Origin of the sequence: Amycolatopsis sp. DG1A-15b (assembly GCF_030285645.1) — a bacterium.
Classification (GTDB): Bacteria; Actinomycetota; Actinomycetes; order Mycobacteriales; family Pseudonocardiaceae; genus Amycolatopsis.
Genome location: NZ_CP127296.1, coordinates 1,502,246 through 1,519,823, shown reverse-complemented (window position 1 = coordinate 1,519,823; position 17,578 = coordinate 1,502,246). Strand labels below are relative to the sequence as shown.

At 70.7% G+C, this 17,578-nt stretch carries 12 protein-coding genes; 6 read left to right on the top strand and 6 right to left on the bottom strand.

Annotated elements, in window-relative coordinates:
* Positions 1-34: 34 nt before the first annotated feature.
* Genes QRY02_RS07045 through QRY02_RS07035 form a run of 3 tightly spaced genes read right to left on the bottom strand, consistent with a single transcriptional unit; the run spans position 35 to position 5,162 of the window.
* Complete coding sequence (locus QRY02_RS07045; protein ID WP_285990690.1) at positions 35-925, bottom strand: ROK family protein; 891 nt, start codon at positions 923-925, stop codon at positions 35-37.
* On the bottom strand, positions 922-3,741 hold the full coding sequence (locus QRY02_RS07040; protein WP_285990689.1) for a glycosyl hydrolase 2 galactose-binding domain-containing protein: 2,820 nt from the start codon (positions 3,739-3,741) through the stop codon (positions 922-924). The genes QRY02_RS07045 and QRY02_RS07040 overlap by 4 nt, the downstream gene beginning before the upstream one ends.
* Positions 3,738-5,162, bottom strand: a complete 1,425-nt coding sequence (locus tag QRY02_RS07035) for an APC family permease (RefSeq protein ID WP_285990688.1) — start codon at positions 5,160-5,162, stop codon at positions 3,738-3,740. The genes QRY02_RS07040 and QRY02_RS07035 overlap by 4 nt, the downstream gene beginning before the upstream one ends.
* Before the next feature lie 136 nt (positions 5,163-5,298).
* Between QRY02_RS07035 and QRY02_RS07030 the strand changes: the two genes are divergently transcribed.
* A complete protein-coding gene (locus QRY02_RS07030; RefSeq protein WP_285993781.1) occupies positions 5,299-6,528 on the top strand; it encodes an ROK family transcriptional regulator in 1,230 nt (409 codons plus the stop codon).
* 140 nt (positions 6,529-6,668) lie between these two features.
* Here QRY02_RS07030 and QRY02_RS07025 read toward each other — a convergent pair whose 3' ends face one another.
* Positions 6,669-6,899, bottom strand: a complete 231-nt coding sequence (locus tag QRY02_RS07025; RefSeq protein WP_285990687.1) for a hypothetical protein — start codon at positions 6,897-6,899, stop codon at positions 6,669-6,671.
* 83 nt (positions 6,900-6,982) lie between these two features.
* On the opposite strand from QRY02_RS07025, the gene QRY02_RS07020 reads away from it, so the two are divergent.
* The 5 genes from QRY02_RS07020 (at position 6,983) to QRY02_RS07000 (ending at position 12,563) form a co-directional block, all read left to right on the top strand.
* Positions 6,983-8,482 carry an MFS transporter gene (locus QRY02_RS07020; RefSeq protein ID WP_285990686.1) on the top strand — a complete coding sequence of 500 codons (1,500 nt, stop codon included), beginning with the start codon at positions 6,983-6,985 and terminating at the stop codon, positions 8,480-8,482.
* A 2-nt stretch (positions 8,483-8,484) separates the two neighbouring features.
* Entirely contained in the window at positions 8,485-9,039 is a 555-nt protein-coding gene (locus QRY02_RS07015) for a TetR/AcrR family transcriptional regulator (protein WP_285990685.1), read from the top strand.
* A gap of 162 nt (positions 9,040-9,201) precedes the next feature.
* Entirely contained in the window at positions 9,202-9,753 is a 552-nt protein-coding gene (locus tag QRY02_RS07010) for a snapalysin family zinc-dependent metalloprotease (RefSeq protein ID WP_285990684.1), read from the top strand.
* Positions 9,754-9,860: 107 nt separating this feature from the next.
* Positions 9,861-10,979: an alpha/beta hydrolase family protein gene (locus QRY02_RS07005; protein ID WP_285990683.1), complete on the top strand. Its 1,119-nt coding sequence runs from the start codon at positions 9,861-9,863 to the stop codon at positions 10,977-10,979.
* Between the two features lie 156 nt (positions 10,980-11,135).
* On the top strand, positions 11,136-12,563 hold the full coding sequence (locus QRY02_RS07000) for a family 43 glycosylhydrolase (RefSeq protein WP_285990682.1): 1,428 nt from the start codon (positions 11,136-11,138) through the stop codon (positions 12,561-12,563).
* A gap of 49 nt (positions 12,564-12,612) precedes the next feature.
* Here QRY02_RS07000 and QRY02_RS06995 read toward each other — a convergent pair whose 3' ends face one another.
* A complete protein-coding gene (locus QRY02_RS06995) occupies positions 12,613-14,832 on the bottom strand; it encodes a beta-L-arabinofuranosidase domain-containing protein (protein WP_285990681.1) in 2,220 nt (739 codons plus the stop codon).
* Positions 14,833-14,889: 57 nt separating this feature from the next.
* A complete protein-coding gene (locus tag QRY02_RS06990) occupies positions 14,890-17,571 on the bottom strand; it encodes an RICIN domain-containing protein (RefSeq protein ID WP_285990680.1) in 2,682 nt (893 codons plus the stop codon).
* Positions 17,572-17,578 lie beyond the last annotated feature (7 nt).

Genomic DNA, 17,578 nt, shown 5'->3' with positions numbered 1-17,578 from the left:
CCGGGTCGGGGCACCGGCACACCACCCGGACGACCTACCCGCCCAAGGCCAGCGCCACCGCGCCCAGCAGCGCCGCGTCCTGGTCGAAGCGGGCCGCCACCAGCTGCGGCGGGAACGGCACCGCGTGCGCGAGCCGGTCCGCCAGCGCCGGCAGCAGCACGTCCGCCGACCGCACGAGCCCGCCGCCGACCGCGATGCGCTCCGGGTCCAGCGCGATCGCCAGGTTGGCCACGTGCATCGACAGCTCGTCGAGCGCGGCCGTCACCAGCTCCTTCGCCTCGACGTTCTCCTTGGCCAGCGCGAACAGCTCTCCGGCGGTGACCGGGCGGCCGAGCAGTTCGCTCGCCCGGCCGCCCAGCCCACGCCCACCGACGGCTTCCTCGAGCGGCGCCGCTCCGCTCGCGAAACCCTCGGTGTCCTGCGGCGAGAGCAGGTTGTACCCGATCTCGCCGGCAGCTCCGTTGGCGCCGGTCAGCAGCCGGCCGCCGACCAGCACCGCGGCCGCGATGCCGGTGCCCAGTGACAAGAACACCGCCGGATCGGCCCCGGCCAGCGCGCCCCAGCGCCACTCCGCCAGCGCCGCCGCCTTCGCGTCCGTGCCCACCGAAATCGACACGCCGGGGAATTCCGCGGCCACCAGCTCGGCCAGCCGCAGCTGCTCCCACCCGGGCACGTTCGGCGCGAGCAGGATGCGATCCGGCAGCACGATCCCCGGGCTGACGACACCGATGCAGGCGGGCACCGCGCCTTCGTCGGCCAGGAGGGCCCTGGCCGCGGCGAGCGCGCGCACCACCACCTGCCCGGCCCCCGCCTGCGCGTCGGTGTCCAGCCGGCGGGTCGCCAGCAGGGTGCCGTCGCGATCGGCGAGCCCCAGCGCCACCTTCGTGCCGCCGAAGTCGATCCCGAGAATCCGTTCCTCCGTCACGTGTGGGTCCCTCCCGTCCCCCGCACCACGATCCGGCCGGTGTTGAGCCCGTCGACGCTGATCACCGGCACCGCACCACGCAGGTCGGCCGCCTGGTACGTGACGGTCAGCGTCTGCGACTGGCCCGGCCACAGCGTGATGTCGTTGTCGTCCCAAGTCGCGTTCGCGAGCTGGTTGTCCCCCGGCGCTTCCCGCCCGTCCGGCGTGCCGCGGCGGACGTCGGCCCGCAGGAAGAACGCCGCGCCCGGCGTCTTCGAGGTGTTGGTGACCGTCACCGTGGTGACGAGGTCGCCGCCGCTCGCACACGTCGACGCCACCGCGCCGACCTGCGACTGCGGCAGCTTCTGCAGGGCCTGCAGGTTGCCGTACTGCGACAGGGTCGCCTGCGGGTTGCCGAGCGTCTTGGCCCAGTCGACGACGTCTTTCTGCGTCGAGAGCCAGTAGACGTTCCGGTCGACGACCTTCCCGCCTTGCTTGACCTGCAGCTCCACGAAGTAGACCTGCGCGGGGACCGGCGCCTTCGTCTCGGCGGGCACCTTCGGCTTCAGGACGCCGGTCTTGACGCCCTGGCTGCCGAGGCTCAGCCCGGACGCGGTCTGGTCGTCCAGGACCTTGCCCGCGGTGTCCAGCACGCGGGCCTGCACCGAAAGCCCGGACTGCGTGGTCGCGCCGAGGTTGTCCAGGGTGACGGACCCGTTGTCGTAGCCGTAGATCGCGTGCAGCGGCTTGTTCGCCTTCTGGGCGCCGAAGTACGCGCCCGCCTGGTCGCCGTCGTCGTTGTAGAGCGACCACAGCAACGTCGGCCAGCCCTTGTTCAGCTGCCAGTAGACGACACCGGTCGCCGGGTTGGCCTTGTCCGTCGAGTGGTACAGGAACGCCTCGAACTGCGAGCGGGTGTTCTCGTAGTTCGCGATGTTCGCCAGGTCCACATAGGACTTCAGCGAGTTCCACTTCCCGTACCGCTGCGCGATCGATTGGTCGAGGGTGTACAGCGTGCCGAACGCGTAACCGCCGTGGCCCGGCTCGAAGTTCGCGTGGTACTGGTTGTACGCCGGGTCCTGCCACAGCTTCGCCTGCTCGGCCGGCGACAGGAAGCGCTTGATCGAGTCGAGCGTCGGCACGGTGTGCCCGGCGCTCTGCTCGCTCGCGAAGCCCCAGGCGCCGCCCGCGTTCGTGCGGGAGGAGTCCTCGGCGTCGAAGTGCGAGCTGTCGTACCAGTACGACGGCGGAACCCAGTCGTACGGGCCTTCCTTCTCCCCGGACTGGCCGAGCGTCGGCGTGCTCTTGTACTCCGCCGAGGCGATCACCGGGACCTGGAAGTCGGCTTCCTGGAACGCCTTCAGCGTCTCGGACTCCTGGCGGGGCACCGGCTCGTTGTCGCTCCAGCCGTAGTTGAAGACGCTCGGGTGGTTCCGCTCCAGCTGCGCGATGGTGTACGCCGAATCGTGCATGATCCGGTAGTCGCGCTCGGTCAGCGTCGAGGCGTCCTCCGGTTGCCAGGCGTCACAGCACAGGAACCCGCCGATCACCAGCAGACCGGCGCGGTCGGCCTGGTCGTAGAAGTCCGGCGGCATGTCGTGGCCCTCGAGCCGGACGCCGGTCAGGCCCAGGTTCTTGATCAGCGCGAGCTGGTGGGCGGTGTCGGCCTTGTCGTAGCGCAGGAACAGGTCCGGGGCGAAGCCGCCGCCGCGGAACACGAAGTCCCGGCCGTTGATCGTGAACTGCCGCGCGCCCTCGGGCAGCGGCGCGGACTTGCCGACCAGGCGCGAGGTCACCGTGCGGATGCCGAAGGTGCTCTTCGACGACGTCGACAGGACGCCGTCCTGGGAGACCGCGGTGGTCAGCGTGTACAGCGGCTGGCCGCCCATCGAGTACGGCCACCAGACCTGCGGGTGGGCGATCTTCACCGGCGCGAACACGACCGTCCGCTTGGTGTTCGCCGGGATCGTCACGCGCTGCTTGACGACGATCGGCGTGCCCGAGGGCGAGGTGATCGTCGCAGCGGCGTCGCCGGTCTGCGCGGTGGCCGCGTTGTTGGTGACGTCCAGCTTGACCGTGAGCTTCGAGCTGGTCAGGTCGGGCGCGTTGTCCTGCACGACGTGCGCGTTGTCGCCGGTCAGCGCGTCGGAGACCTGCAGGGTGGGCGGGAACTGGATGCCCGTGTTGTTGTCGGGCGGGATCTGGCCCCAGTCGACCTGGTCGAGGGTGTACATCTTCAGCGGGTCGTTGGGGTAGACCTTGATCGCCAGGGTGTTGCGGCCCGGCTTGACCAGCTTCGAGACGTCGAAGGTGTGCCCGGCGAACGCGCCGCTCACGACGTCCTTCGTCGCGACGAGCCTGCCGTTCACCCAGACGTCGCCCTCCCCGACGATGCCCGGGATGGTCAGCTTGGCGTGCTGCCCCGGGCGGATGTCCGGGGTGAAGTCGGCGCGGTACCACCACGGGTCGGAGAACGGCTTCGTCACGACGGGCCCGAGCTTGTCGACGTACCCGAAGCACTTGCGCATGTTGTCGGAGTAGAAGACGTCCGGGCACTTGCCGTTCTGCACCAGGGCGTTGATCTCGGTGCCGGGCGCGCCGGCGTCGTCCGGTCCCACCGGCAGCCAGCCGCGGGTGGCGTACCCGGGCGTGGAGACCTTGTCGCCGCCGTCCCCCACGCTCGCCGTGGTGAGGACCTGCCAGCCCTGCAGGCCGATCGTGGTGAGCCCGTGCGGTTTCGCGACGGCCGGCGTGTCCTGCGCGGCGGCGGGTCCGGCCACGCTCAGCACACCCGGTACGAGGAGCAGCGCGGCGAGCGCCGCGAGCTTCTTCGTCATGCCTGAACCCCTTCCGGTTCGGTGGCGAAGGCCTCTTTGATCTCCTTGGGACCGAAGGGCCAGGTGCGCTCGGTCTTGGCGTAGCCGAGGTAGGCGATCGCGCCGACGGCGATCCAGCCGAGCGACAGCCCGATGGACAGCCAGTCGGCGGAGACGTAGATGTAGACCCAGCCGATCAGCGCGATGACCGTGGGCACCGGGTAGAGCCACTGCCGGTAGGGCCGCCTCAGCTCCGGCTGGCGGCGGCGGAGCACGACGATCGCGGCGACCTGGGCCAGCGACTGGATGATGACCAGGGTCGCGACCGCCGCGTTGATCACCGTGGTCAGGGTGAACAGCGAGCCGAGGATCGTGATGGCGCCCATGGTGAGCACGCCCGCGGTGGGCAGGTGCAGCTTGGGGTGCAGCTTGCCGAACACGGGCAGGAACACCTTGTCGCGCGCGGCCTCGAACGGCACGCGCGAGCCACCGAGCAGCCCGGCGAAGACGGACCCGATCGCGGCGATCACGATCAGCACGGTGATGGCCTTCGCCGTGCCGGTGCCCCAGACCTGTTCCAGCACCGAAGACGCGACCGACTTCGCCTCTTTCAGCTGATCCAGCGGGATCGACCCGAGCACGCCGACCTGCAGCAGGAAGTACAGGCCCATGATGCCGAGGATGGAGAAGATGATCGAGCGGGGCAGCGTGCGGCCCGGCGTCCGCACCTCGCCGCCGAGGTAGGCGGAGGTGTTGTAGCCGAGGTAGTCGTAGATGGCGATGATCAGGCCGGCGCCGAGGCCACCCCAGAACGTGCCCGTGCCGCCGGAGCTGAACGCGCCCGGGGTGAAGGCGAACGCCTGCGCCGCGCTGAAGTGGGAGAACGCCGCGACGATCGTCGTCAGCACCGCGACGAGCATGATCACGAACAGGACCGTGGTGAGCTTGGAGATCTGGCCGATCTTGCGGAACAGCGCCAGGATGATCACCAGCGTGATGCCGACGCCGATGAGCTTGCCCAGCGGCGTCGTGCCCGCGTCGTCGGTGACGCCGGGGATCAGGTAGCCGAGGTACTGGACGAGGCCGATGATGCCGGTCGACATGATCAGCGGGATGAACAGCACCGCGCTCCAGACGAACAGGAACGGCATCAGCCGCCCGGTGCGGTACTGGAAGGCTTCGCGCAGGTAGAGGTACGTGCCGCCGGCGCCCGGCATGGCGGCGCCGAGTTCGGCCCAGATGAGCCCGTCGGCCAGCGCGACGATCGCCCCGATGATCCAGCCGAACATCGCCTGCGGGCCGCCCATGGTGGCGACCATGGCGGGGATCGTGACGAACGGGCCGATGCCGCACATCTGGGTCATGTTGATCGCGGTGGCCTGCAGCGGACCGATCCGGCGTTCAAGGGCGGGCGGTTCCCCGGACCGGGTGGGTGAACTCACGACGTGCCTCCGACTAGTAGTTAGTAAAGTTTCTTAACATAGAACGCCCCGGGCCGGAAGGGTTCGCGGACAAACTTGCGGCAACTCAGGAGGACGCGTGGGACGAAACGGGCCGCAGGTCGGGACTCCGGCGCACATGCGGGCGTTGAACCAGCGTCTGGTGCTGGACCGGCTGCGCGCGCACGGCGAAGCGACGCGGCCCCGGATCGCCGCCGACACCGGACTGTCGAAACCCACGGTGGGCCAGGCCCTGGTCGATCTCGAGCAGCACGGACTGGTCCGGACCACCGGGCGCAGCCTGGCGGGCCCGGGCCGCGCGGCGGTCGTCTACCAGGCCGCGCCGGACGCGGGGCACGTCGTCGGCGTCGACATCGGGCGGCGGGTGCTCCGGATCGCCGTCGCGGACCTGGAAGGCAGCATCGTCGCGCGGCTCGACGAGCCCAACCGGTGCCGTTCGGCGAGCGCTTTGGTGCGCACGGTCAGCGAATCCGTCGAACGCGCGGTGTCCTCGGCCGGACTGCTTCCGCACGAAGTCGTGTCGACGGTGGTCGGCACGCCCGGCGTCCCCGACCCGGCGACGGGCACGGTGCACCGCGCGCCCAACCTGCCGGGCTGGGAACGGCGCGGGCTGCTGCACGAGCTCGCCTCGGCGCTGGCCGTCGCGGGCTCGGACGTGGTGGTGGAGAACGACGCGAACCTGTGCGCGGTCGGCGAGCACGCGCTCGGCGCGGCGCTGGGCGTCGACGTGCTGGTGTGCCTGACCGTCGGCACCGGCATCGGGATGGGCCTGCTGGTGGACGGGAAGCTGTTCCGCGGTGCCCACGGCGCGGCGGGCGAGATCGCGGACCTGCCGTTCGGGCCGCTGCTCGACCGGGGTGCCGCCCCGGGCCGGGGGCTCCGCCACCCGGAAAGCACTGCGGCGCCGTCGGGCGCGGACGCGCGGCGCCCCGGCCCGGTGGAGACGGCGGCGGCGGGCCAGGCGGTGGTGGCCGCGGCCCGGGCCCGCGGTGTGCCGAAGGCGCGCTCGGCGAAGGACGTGTTCCGGCTGGCCCGGGCGGGCGATCCCCGGGCTCTTGCCGTGGTCGAGGAGGAGGCGGAGAAGCTGGCGTACGTGGTCGCGGCGGTGGCGGCGGTCCTGGACCCGCGCTTGATCGTGCTGGGCGGCGGCATCGGCGGGAACGCGGACCTGCTGGCCGGGCCGATGCGCCGCGCCCTGGCCACGACGACGCCGGTGGTGCCGGACATCGTGGCGGGCCGGCTGGGTGAGGACGCGGTCTTGGCGGGAGCGATCGCGACGGCCCTGAGCACGGCGCACGAGCTGGTGTTCGACCGCCGCGGCCTGCGCCGCGCCGCGGGGGACGCCTGAGCGCTCCGATCACCGGCCGCGCGCCCGGCGAAGGAGCCGAAGCCGTCCGACCACCCGGGTCGCGCGCAGAACGAGCAGGCACCCCGGCCGAAAGACCGCCCGGCCCCGGCACCCCGGGCAGCACCCGGGTCCACAATGGACTAGTCGGACGGTCCGCGCAGGGTGAGCACCACCCGCAGCACGTACTCCACCGCCGTCGGGAACGCGGCGCCGCGCAGTTCGCCGCGGTCGGCGAGGTTGCGGGCGGCGAACTCCAGCTCCCGCTCCGGGCCGCCCCGGCGGACGACGAGCGCGGCGATGTCCTCGAAGTCGAGCTCGGGGTGATCCAGGCGCGCCAGGGCGAACTCGATCATCAGGTCCTCGGCTGTCACGTCCCCTCCTTCCACTGCCTCCAGCCTACGCGTGAGCGGCCTCACCAGGCTTACTGTACCGTCCAGACGGTATAGTAACGTCCATGTCCGCCACCCTGCCGGCCTCCGCCCGGCCGTTGAGCCCCCGGCGCCGCTGGGCCGCGCTGGGCGTCCTCGTCGGCGCCGTGCTGCTGCTCGCGGTCGACGGCACCGTGCTGTACCTCGCCGTGCCGTCGCTCACCCGCGAACTCGCGCCGAGCGCCACCGAAATCCTCTGGATCGGCGACGTCTACTCCCTCGCCCTGGCCGGGCTGCTCGTCACGGCCGGTAACCTGGCCGACCGGTTCGGGCGCAAGAAGGTGCTGCTCATCGGGACCGCGGCGTTCGGGCTCGCCTCCACGCTGGCCGCCTTCTCCCCCTCCGCGAGCGTGCTCGTCGTCGCGCGGCTGCTGCTCGGTGTCGCCGGCGCGACGATCATGCCGTCGACGCTGTCGCTCATCCGGACGCTGTTCGCCGACCCGCGTGAGCGCACCCGCGCGATCGCCATCTGGTCGGCCGGGTCCGGTGGCGGCATCGCGCTGGGCCCGCTGGTCGGCGGCACGCTGCTCGAGCACTACTGGTGGGGCTCGGTGTTCCTGATCAACGTGCCGATCGTCGTCGTCTTCCTGATCGCGGGTGCGTGGCTGCTGCCCGAATCCCGGGATCCGGACCCGGGCCGGTTCGACCTGCTCTCGGCCGGGCTGTCGCTGGCCGCGATCGTCCCGCTGGTCTACGCGGTCAAGCACGCCGTCAGCACGGGCTTCGACGTCCGGACGAGTGTCGCCGCCGTGCTCGGGCTGCTGGCCGGCGTCCTGTTCGTCCGCCGCCAGCGGCGGGCCGCGGCTCCCTTGATCGACGTCACGCTGTTCCACAACGGCGCCTTCAGCGGCGCGGTCCTGGCGAACTTCATCGCGGTCTTCGCGCTGACGGGCCTGCTGTTCTTCTTCTCCCAGTACCTGCAGCTCGTCCGCGGCTTCTCGCCGCTGCAGGCGGGGTTCGCGGAGATGCCCGCGACGCTGGCCTCGATCGCCGTCGTGGCCGCCGTCGGCGTGGTCGCCGGGCGGCTCGGGCGGGGCCGGGCCGTCGCGGCGGGCCTCGCGGTCGCCGCGCTGGGCCTCGCGCTGGTCTCGGTCGCCGAACGGGCGCCGCAGTACTGGTGGCTGGGCCTGACGCTGGTGCCGGTCGGCCTGGGCGTCGGACTGGCGCTGACGCTGACCGTCGACTCGGTGCTCTCCGCGGTCCCGCGGGACAAGGCCGGCTCGGCGTCGGCGATCTCCGAGACGGCCTACGAACTCGGGGCGGCGCTGGGCATCGCGCTCCTCGGCTCGGTGGTGAACCTGGTCTACCGCGCGTTCCTGCCGGACGGCCCGGTGCCCGGCGAGGTCCGCGACTCGCTCGCCGGAGCCGCGAGCGTCCTGGACCCGGGTTCCGAACTCGCCCGCGCCGCCCGGGACGCCTTCACCGGCGCCATGCAGGTGACGTCCCTCGCGGCGGCCGCCGTCACCGCCGTCGCCGCGCTGATCGCCTGGCGTACCATTCCGTCCATTCCGTCCGGGAAGGACTGAGCATGCCTCGCAAAGCCGGGCGCGGCCCGGAGGAAACGCGCCGGGCCCTGCTCGACGCCGCCGCGAAGGTCATCGGCACCCGCGGTGTCTCGGCCTCCCTCGACGACATCGCCCGCGCGGCCGGCGTGTCCAAAGGCGGGCTGCTGTACCACTTCCCCGCCAAGGACGCGCTGGTGCGCACGCTCGCCCAGGACCTGCTGGACGCGTTCCGCACCGAGGTGCGGGCCGCGCTCGACCCGGCCGACACCGCGCCGGGGCGGCTGACGCGCGCGTACGTCCGGGCCTCGCTGGACACCTCCTACGACGAGGTCGCGGTCCGGGAGACCATCGCCCTGATCGCCCAGCTGATCTCGATCCCCGAGATCGCCGAGCTGGCCCGCGCGGACGCGCAGCGGTGGGAGCGCGAACTCCACGACGACGGCCTCCCCGGCGACGTCGTCACCCTGGTGGTCGCGGCGGCCGACGGCGCGAGCACGGCGCCGTTGTGGGGCGCGGGCATCGACGTGACCGCCGCGCGGAAGCTCGAGCAGCAGCTCCTGGCCCTCACCTTCGGGTGACCGGCCCGGCCACGAGCCCCGTTGTCAACCCGACTTTGGTGTTGGGAAATCACCACTTGCACGCCCTACGTTAGTCGGCTCCGGCGAAGGTGTATTCCGGGTAAATTCTCGACAGCGCGCGCAATTCCGGCAAATCCCCGTCCCCTCACGAGGAGTCTTCCGATGTCGAGGAAGTTCGCCCTGGCCGGCGCCGTCGCGCTCGCCCTGACCGTGACCCCGCTCGCCGCGGGCACCGCGTCGGCCGCCACCGAGCAGGAAGCCGCCGTCACCACGGTCTACTACAGCACCGCCAGCGCACCGACGTTCCGCTCGGTGATCAACGCCGGTGCCGCCAACTGGAACCGCAGCGTCACCAACGTCCGGCTCGTCGAGCGCAACTCCGGCGCCAGCCTGCGCTACACCGAGGGCAACGACCCCCGCGGCTCCTACGCCTCGACCAACGGGCACGGCAGCGGCACCATCTTCATCGACTACACCCAGGCCCGCCAGTACAACCCGACCCGCATCGCGGCGCACGAGACCGGGCACGCCCTCGGGCTGCCCGACCACTACTCGGGTCCGTGCTCCGAGCTGATGTCGGGTGGCGGCCCCGGCCCGTCGTGCACCAACGCGGTGCCCAACAGCGCCGAGCGCAGCCGGGTGAACTCGCTGTGGGCCAACGGTCTCGTCGCGACCAACGCCGAGCGGGTCTACGAAACCGTCTACGGCTTCTGAGCCCTTGACGCTGTGGCCCGGGCCGGTGCCCGGGCCACAGCCCTGACCGGGTCGATCTCGGTGATCATCCCGATGTGGCGCGACCGGGCCGTCAATACGGTCAAAGGATGCGAAAACCACCACTCGTCGCCGGGCTCGCCGGCGTCCTTCTCCTGACCGCGCTCCCCGCCTCCGCGGCCGTGGCCACCCGGCTCGCGTTGCCCGCGCCCACCGGGCCCCATGCCGTGGGCAGCGTCGACCTGCACCTGGTCGACCCCGCGCGGCCGGACCCCTGGGTCACCGGGACGATCCGGGAACTCATGGTGACCGTCCGGTACCCCGCGCGCTCCGGCGGCGGCCCGAGAACTCCCTACCAGGCACCGGAAGCCGCGAAGCTGATCGCCGAGGAAGATGCGCGGACGCTCGGCATCGCCGCCGACCGGCTCGACTACACCTTCGCCACGCACGCCCGCACCGGCGTTCCCGCGGCCGGTGGGCCGCGGCCGGTCGTGCTCTATTCGCCCAGCGCCAAGTACCCCCGCTCGGTCGGGACCGCGCAGCTCGAGCAGCTCGCGAGCGAGGGCTACGTGACGGTGGCGATCGACCACACGCACGAGCCCGCGGCGGTGGAGTTCCCCGGTGGCCGCGTCGAACGGCGGGTGCTGCCCTCCGGCCCCGACGCCGGCCGGCAGCTGATCGCCACGCGCGTGGCGGACACCCGGTTCGTCCTCGACGCGCTGGAAACCCTGGCCCGCGGCGGGAATCCGGACGCCGAGCAGCGCGCGCTCCCGGCCGGGCTGACGCCGGACGTCTCCCGTGCCGGCATGTTCGGCCACTCCGCCGGTGGCTTCACCACCGCCGAGACGATGGTGTCGGACGCCCGCCTCGACGCCGGGGCCGACCTCGACGGCAGCATGGCGTACTCCCAGTCGAACCGCGAATACGGCCGCGCCGCCGACGAAGGCCTCGACCAGCCCTTCCTGCTGATGAGCGCGGGCAACCACAGCGCGGCGTCCGACCCTTCGTGGCAGGAATTCCTCGCCCACCAGCGCGGCCCGGTCCGGACGCAGCACCTCCCGGACGGCGAGCACTTCAGCTACACCGACTACCAGACGCTCCTCCCCCGGCTCGGCCTCGACCCGGCGTCGATCGCGCCGTTCACCGGAACCGTCGACCCGGACCGGAGCACGGCCGGCCAGCGGGCGACCCTCAGCGCATTCTTCGACTGTTATCTCAAACGCAGGTAATCCATCGAAAGCAGCGCCTGATAGCCGATTCCCGAAACCGGGGAATCGGCTGTTCTTTCTGTTCATTCGGCTGTTTCCGGCGTAAGGTCGCAGGCTCCGGGTTTCTCTCCTTCTGGTCGATGTGAGGGCACAATGCGGCGATCACCGTGGCTGGCTGTGACAATTCTGCTGACCGGCCTCTTCGTGGCGGCACCCGCGCGGGCGGCGACCACGTTCAGCAGCACGATGGTGAACCAGGGCAGCGGGAACTGCGCCGAGGTGCCCGACGCGTCGAGCGCGGTGCAGCTCGTCCAGCGCGGCTGCTCTTCCGCGGCGAACCAGCGTTTCACCTTCACGCCTTATCAGAACAGCGCCGACGTCTACACCATTGCGACGATGACGGCGGGCAGCTGCGTCGACGTCTTCGGCGCGTCCACCGCCGACAACGCCACCGTCATCCAGTACGCCTGCCATTCCGGGACGAACCAGCAATTCCGCCTGCAGGCCGCGGGCACGAACACGTTCACGGTCGTCTCGGTCGGTTCCGGGAAGTGCGTCGCCCCGGCGGCGAGCGGCACCGGGCTCGTGCAGCTGCCGTGCACGACGGCGGCGAGCGGCGTCTGGCGGATCGCCGCCGGGACGAGCGCGGCCACCTTCACCAACCCGCTGAGCCAACACGGGCCGGACCCGTGGCTGCAGTACTACAACGGCTACTACTACCTGGCCACGACGACGTGGAACTCGACGATCACCATGCGCAAGTCCCGCACGCTCGGCGGGCTGGCTGCCGCGCCGGACACGGTCGTCTTCACCCTGACCCGGCCCAGCGGCGCCGGGACGATGTGGGCTCCCGAATTCCACCTGCTCACCGGGCCGAACGGGCCGCGCTGGTACCTGTACTACGTCGCCGGCCGGGAACCCTACGACCTCGGGACCCAGCGCATCCACGTGCTCGAAAGCGCCGGCACCGACCCGATGGGGCCGTACAGCTTCAAAGCCGACCTGCTCGACCCCACCCAGGACAACACCTGGGAGCTGGACCCGAGCATCCTGCAGCTCGACGGGAAGCTGTACCTGCTGGGCACGTTCTACAACGGCTCCCAGCCCAACTTCATCCGGCCGCTGTCGAACCCGTGGACGGCGAGCGGAACCCGCCACATCCTGTCGTCGCCGACCTACAGCTGGGAGACCGTGGGCGGCGCGGTCAACGAAGGCGCCGAAGTGCTGCAGCGCAACGGGAAGACGTTCATCGTGTTCTCCGCCAGTCACTGTTCCACTCCCGACTACAAGCTCGGCATCCTGACCTACAACGGCGGCGACCCGCTGCAGCAGTCGTCGTGGGTCAAGTCCGCGCAGCCGGTCTTCCAGCGCAGTGCCGCCAATTCGGTGTTCGGCCCTGGTCACAACGGGTTCTTCAAGTCCCCCGACGGCACCGAGGACTGGATCGTGTACCACGCCAACAACTCCGTGAACGGCGGGTGCGACATGAACCGCACCACCCGCGCCCAGAAGTTCACCTGGAACGCCGACGGCACGCCGAACTTCGGCACCCCGGTGGCCCTCGGCACCCCGCTCCCGGTCCCGTCCGGCGAACCCGCACAGTGAGGCGGTGAGGGCCACCTCGGGTTCGCCGAGGTGGCCCTCACACCGCACCTCACCCCACGACGATCCGGTCGATGTCCGGCGCCCAGCCCGAGCTGTTGCCGAGCCGGATCGTGTTCGCGCCCGCGGCGAGCGTCAGCGTCACCTGCACCGACCCGACCGTGTCCCACCCGCCAGTGCCCGGCGTGGCAACCGAGACCGCGGCACCACCGTTGACACTCACCGTCAGCGAACGCGCCTCACCGGACGCGTAGAAGATCGTCACCGGATGCGCGCCCGCAGTCGAGTTCACGCCGTTGAACTGCAGGTAATTCGCCGAACCACCGCCCACATAGCCGACCAGGGCACCACCCGAAGCGCCGGACGAACTCCGCACCGCGGCCTGACCGCCCAGCGTGCCCGCCTCGGCCTCGTACGACGTCCCGGCCGGCGGCGTGCCGGTCAGCCGCCAGTACACGGTGTACCGCTGGTGGTGCGTGGCGTAGAACGGCAGCAGGGTGACCGCGCCCGTGCTCGCCGTCCCGGTGAAGCGCAGTGGGTTCGCGGGGTCCTGCTTCACCGTCCCCGTCTGCAACGTCGGCAGCGCGCCGAGGTTCGTCGACCCGTACTGGCCCGCCAGCACGATCGGACCGTACTTCGCCGCGCCGACGCCCGCGTCGTCGTTGGCCCGCGGGAACGTCAGCGACGCCGGGACCGACACGTCGACCACGTCCCCGGGGGCCCACGTCCGGTCGATCGTGAAGTAGGCCCCCGGCGCCGGACTGCCCTGGGCGACGCCGTTGACCTTCACGACCGCCCCCGACGTCCACTGCGGAATGCGGATCTTCAGCGCGATGTGCCCGGACCCGCCGATGGTCAGCTTCGTCCCGGACGACGCCGGGAACGTCGTGTCCTGCCGGACGGTGATCCCGCGGCCCGGCCAGGTCAGCACCGATGCGATGAACAGGTTGACGTACAACGTCTCACCGGCGAAGAAGTAGACGCTGTCGGCGAACTTCGTCTGCGACTCCATGCCGGTGCCGTGGTCGCAGGTGAAGTCGTCGTAGTCGTTGGCGTAGGTCTTGATCCCGCCGGCGCGCAACGGCGTGTAGTAGGTGACGAACCCGTGGCTCGAGTTCGGATCCTGCTCGCCGAGGATCTGGTTGAACAGCGCCAGCTCGTAGTAGTCCATGTACTCGGGCGCCGGGTTGGTGAAGAACAGCTGCCGGGTCAGTTTCAGCATGTTGTAGGTGTTGCAGACCTCGCACGTGGTGTCCGACAGCTGGCTCGCGATCGCGTCCGGCGTCTGGAAGTACTCGCCGTTCGAATTGCCGCCGATCACGTACGAGTGGTGGTCGAGCACGATCCGCCAGAAGTTGACCGCGATGTCGCGGTAGCGGGTCGTCCCGGTCGCGTGGTACTCGCGGATCGCGCCGAGGATCTTGGGGATCTGGGTGTTGGCGTGGAACCCGGCGAGCCGGTCCTGGTTCGCGGCCAGCGGGTCGAGGATCTGGGCGTGGTCGAACCGCTGCGCCGTGGCGAGATGACCAGGATCGCCGGTGACCTGGTACAGGTTCGTCAGGACCTCGGGCATGCCACCGAACTCCGTGCGCAGCGCCGCCTGCATCTGCGTGACCGACAGCGGATCGGTGCGGGCCTTCGTCCAGGCCGCCTTGCGCAGCAGCACGTCGAGGGCTTGCTGGTTGCCGGCCAGCAGGTACTGGTCGAGCAACCCGGCCATGATCTTGTGCAGCGTGTAGTAGGGCGCCCAGACCGACTGGCCGGCCTCCAGCCGGTCGAAGAAGTTCTCCGGGAACGCCGAGAGGTAGCCGGCGTGGAAGCCGCGTCCCGGTGACGCGGCCTGGCACGCGGCAAGGGCGTTGACGAGGTAGTCGCCCTTGGTCCGGTACGCGGTGTCGCCGGTGTTGGCGTACGCCTGGGCCAGCCCGGACAGCAGGTGGCCGGTCGAATGTCCGCGCAGTTCCGTGCTGGGGCTTTCCCAGCCGCCGCAGGGCTGGGCCGAGCTGGCGAGCCCGGCGTTGGTGCGGAACGTGTGCAGCAGGCGGTCGGCGTCGACGAACCGGAAGTACGCCAGCTGCCGGTTCATGTTGTCGAGGAACGGGCCGGACTGCAGCCGCACCGCGCCGAGCGGGAACGGGAACACCGAGACACCGATGTCGGGACGGGCCGCGGCCGCGGCGGTGCCGGCGAACGCCGGGGCCAGCGCCGCGCTCGCGGAAAGGGCGCCCACGGCCTTGAGCAGCAGGCGGCGGTCGAACGTGGGTTCGCGCATCATCGCGCCTTTCGCTGGGCCGGGGTGCGCCGCGCCCGCGGCGCACCCCGGGGAGGTTCAGCTCGCGAGGGTGATGGTCACCGTGTTCGCGCTCGCGGTGACCGTGTGCGTGGCGGCGTCGTAGCTGCCGCCGCTGACCGAGTTCACGCCGGTGGAGAGGAACACCGGCAACTGGATGGCGACCGCACCGCCGGGCAGGGTGCCCGACAGCGTCACCGTGACGACGCGGGCGCCGCTCGAGCCGCCCACCGCGAGGGAGACGCCGTAGGTGGACCGGCTGCCCGAGGCCACGTCGTAGGTGTTGGTCAGGTTGCCCACCGAGATCGTCTGGCCGGGGGTGAGCCAGGCGTTCGGCACACCGCGGCCGATGTAGAGCGGCCGGGTGAACGTGTACGGCCCGGAGCCGCTCGCCGCCAGGCCTTCGGCCACCAGCGACTCCAGCAGGCCCTGCTGCTGCCCGGCGATCGGCCACGCGTACGGGCACGCGCCGAACTGCGGGCCGGCGTGGCTGCCGATCCACGGGTTGGCCGAGCTCGGCCCGCTGCCGTTGGCCTCCCACCAGGCGTTCGGGCCGCCGGTGGTGGTCTTGAGCTGCCAGGCGTAGCTGGTGATCGGCAGGTCGCGGTAGTTGTTGGAGTACAGCCCGTCGGAGGAGTAGGACGTGTTGTACGCCGTCGAGTACCCGTTGAACGCCCCGAAGGTCGGGAACGGGTAGCCGTTGGCCGACAGCCGGCCGAAGCCCCACTGGTACATCCGGTCGATCTGGCCGGGGTCGCCCATGATGCCGGTCAGCGTGCCGCCGGAGAGCATCGTCGACCACTGGTTCTGCCCGACCCACCCGGGCGAGGCCCAGTTGGCGTCGTTGAAGGTGTTGCAGCGGTTGGCGCTGTTGGGCTTGTCGACCTCGCAGGGCAGGTAGTTGAACCCGTTCGCGGACTGGTTGCGGCCCACGACGGTGTTCAGCGCGTTCAGCAGCGAGGTGTAGGCCGTGTTCGCCCACGTCGCTTCGGCGGTCTGGCCGATCTTGGTCGCGATGTACTTGTAGGAGGCCAGCATCTGCAACGCCGAGAAGTTGCTGAACAGCCAGCGCCCGGTGGAGTCGTTGTCGAAGTTGGCCTGCAGGGTCCCGTCCGAGGCGAGCTGGGCGGGGTACTTCACCCGGGCGATGGTGCGGAGGCTGGGGCCCCACGAGCCGGTGTCGTTGAAGTACTGGCTGACGAACGCGGTGTCGTTCGTCTTCGCCAGGTACGTCGCCCAGGAGCCCATCGTCTTCCAGACGCCGTCCCAGTACCAGTTGGCGCCGACCTCGTCCCAGCCGTCCTGCTGGGAGATCCGGGCGGTGAGCAGCAGGTTGCGCGCGTCCCGGAAGTCGCCGGTCTGGAACTTGGCGGTCAGCTCGCCGGGGACGTCGTGGTTGAGGATCCAGTTGTAGTTGTTGGCGCCGGAGAACTGCGCCTTGCCCACCTGCATGATCAGGTTGTAGACGGTGCCCGCCTTGTAGGCGTTCGTCATCGCGGTGCCCGGGTTCGCCAGGTTCCCGGTGTTGGGCAGCGTCGTGTTCGGCAGGCTGAAGGTGTTGGTCTCGGCCAGCCGGGAGTTCCAGTACGACGTCATCTGGCCGTAGGCGGTGTCGTAGTCCGGGGCGTTCGACGACAACGTCGAGCCGGTCGGCAGCGCGGCACCGCTGCCGAAGTTGTCCACGGCCACCACGAAGTCGTGGTTGCTGGTCTGCCCGGCGGCGACCGTGTCCAAGGTAGACGCCGTGAGCCGGACGAGTCCCGGACCGGAACCGCCCGGCGGGACCGTCACCGAGCCGGTGCCGTTGTTCTTGATGGACACCCGCGTGTAGACGAGCATGACCGCGGACCCGTTGATGGTCACCTTGTCGGCGAAGTTCTTGATGGTGATCCCGACGCTGCCCGAGGTCCGGGACGTCGTCATCGCCGGCAGGTAGCCGTTGTCCTCGGTCCACTGCACCGACTGCGCGCCCGGGTTGCCGCCGTAGGTGTAAGCGCTGAACGAGTACATCCCGCCGCACAGGCCGTTGTACGTCGTGTTCACGCCGCGGGCGAAGAACGAGCCGGACAGGTAGCTGAAGACCGGCCAGTAGTTGCCGTCCCAGCCGATCGCCGTCGTGTTCTGGAAGCCTTGGCCGTAGGGGTCGTTCGGCGTCTGGAAGTTCGTGCCGTACGACCGCGGCAGCCCGGAGTTCCTGCACGCGTTCGGCGCGAGGTTCGGGATGCCCTGGTAGGCGTCGGACGTGCCGGGCGTGTACCCGGGGACGCGCCAGGCGCTCGCGCTCGAACACGGCAGCTGGACGAGCGCGTTGTTCGCCGGGGTGATGCACTTGCCCGAGCTGACGGCCACGACGTTGAACGTGTTCGTGCCGACGGACTGCAGGCGGAACTGCTGGTTGGTTTCCCCGTGGCAGGCGTACTGGATCACCGTGGCGTTGTCCGCGGTGGACGCGCCGTAGATGTCGACGCAGCTGCCCGGGGTGAAGGTGCCGATGGTGTAGGCGTCACCGGACGCCGGGGTGAAGGTGTAGGACTGCCCGGCACCGGAGGTGCAGGCCGTCTGGGTCAGCTGGACGGCGCTGTCGCCGTTGGGGACGGTGGCGCAGCTGCCACTCGCCTGGTTGACCATGGTGCTGGTGAACGTGGCCGCGGCGTTCGCCGGGACCACCACTGCGAAGCCGGCCGCCAAGAGGGCAGCGGCGAGCAAGACCGGACGTCTCATCGGGTTC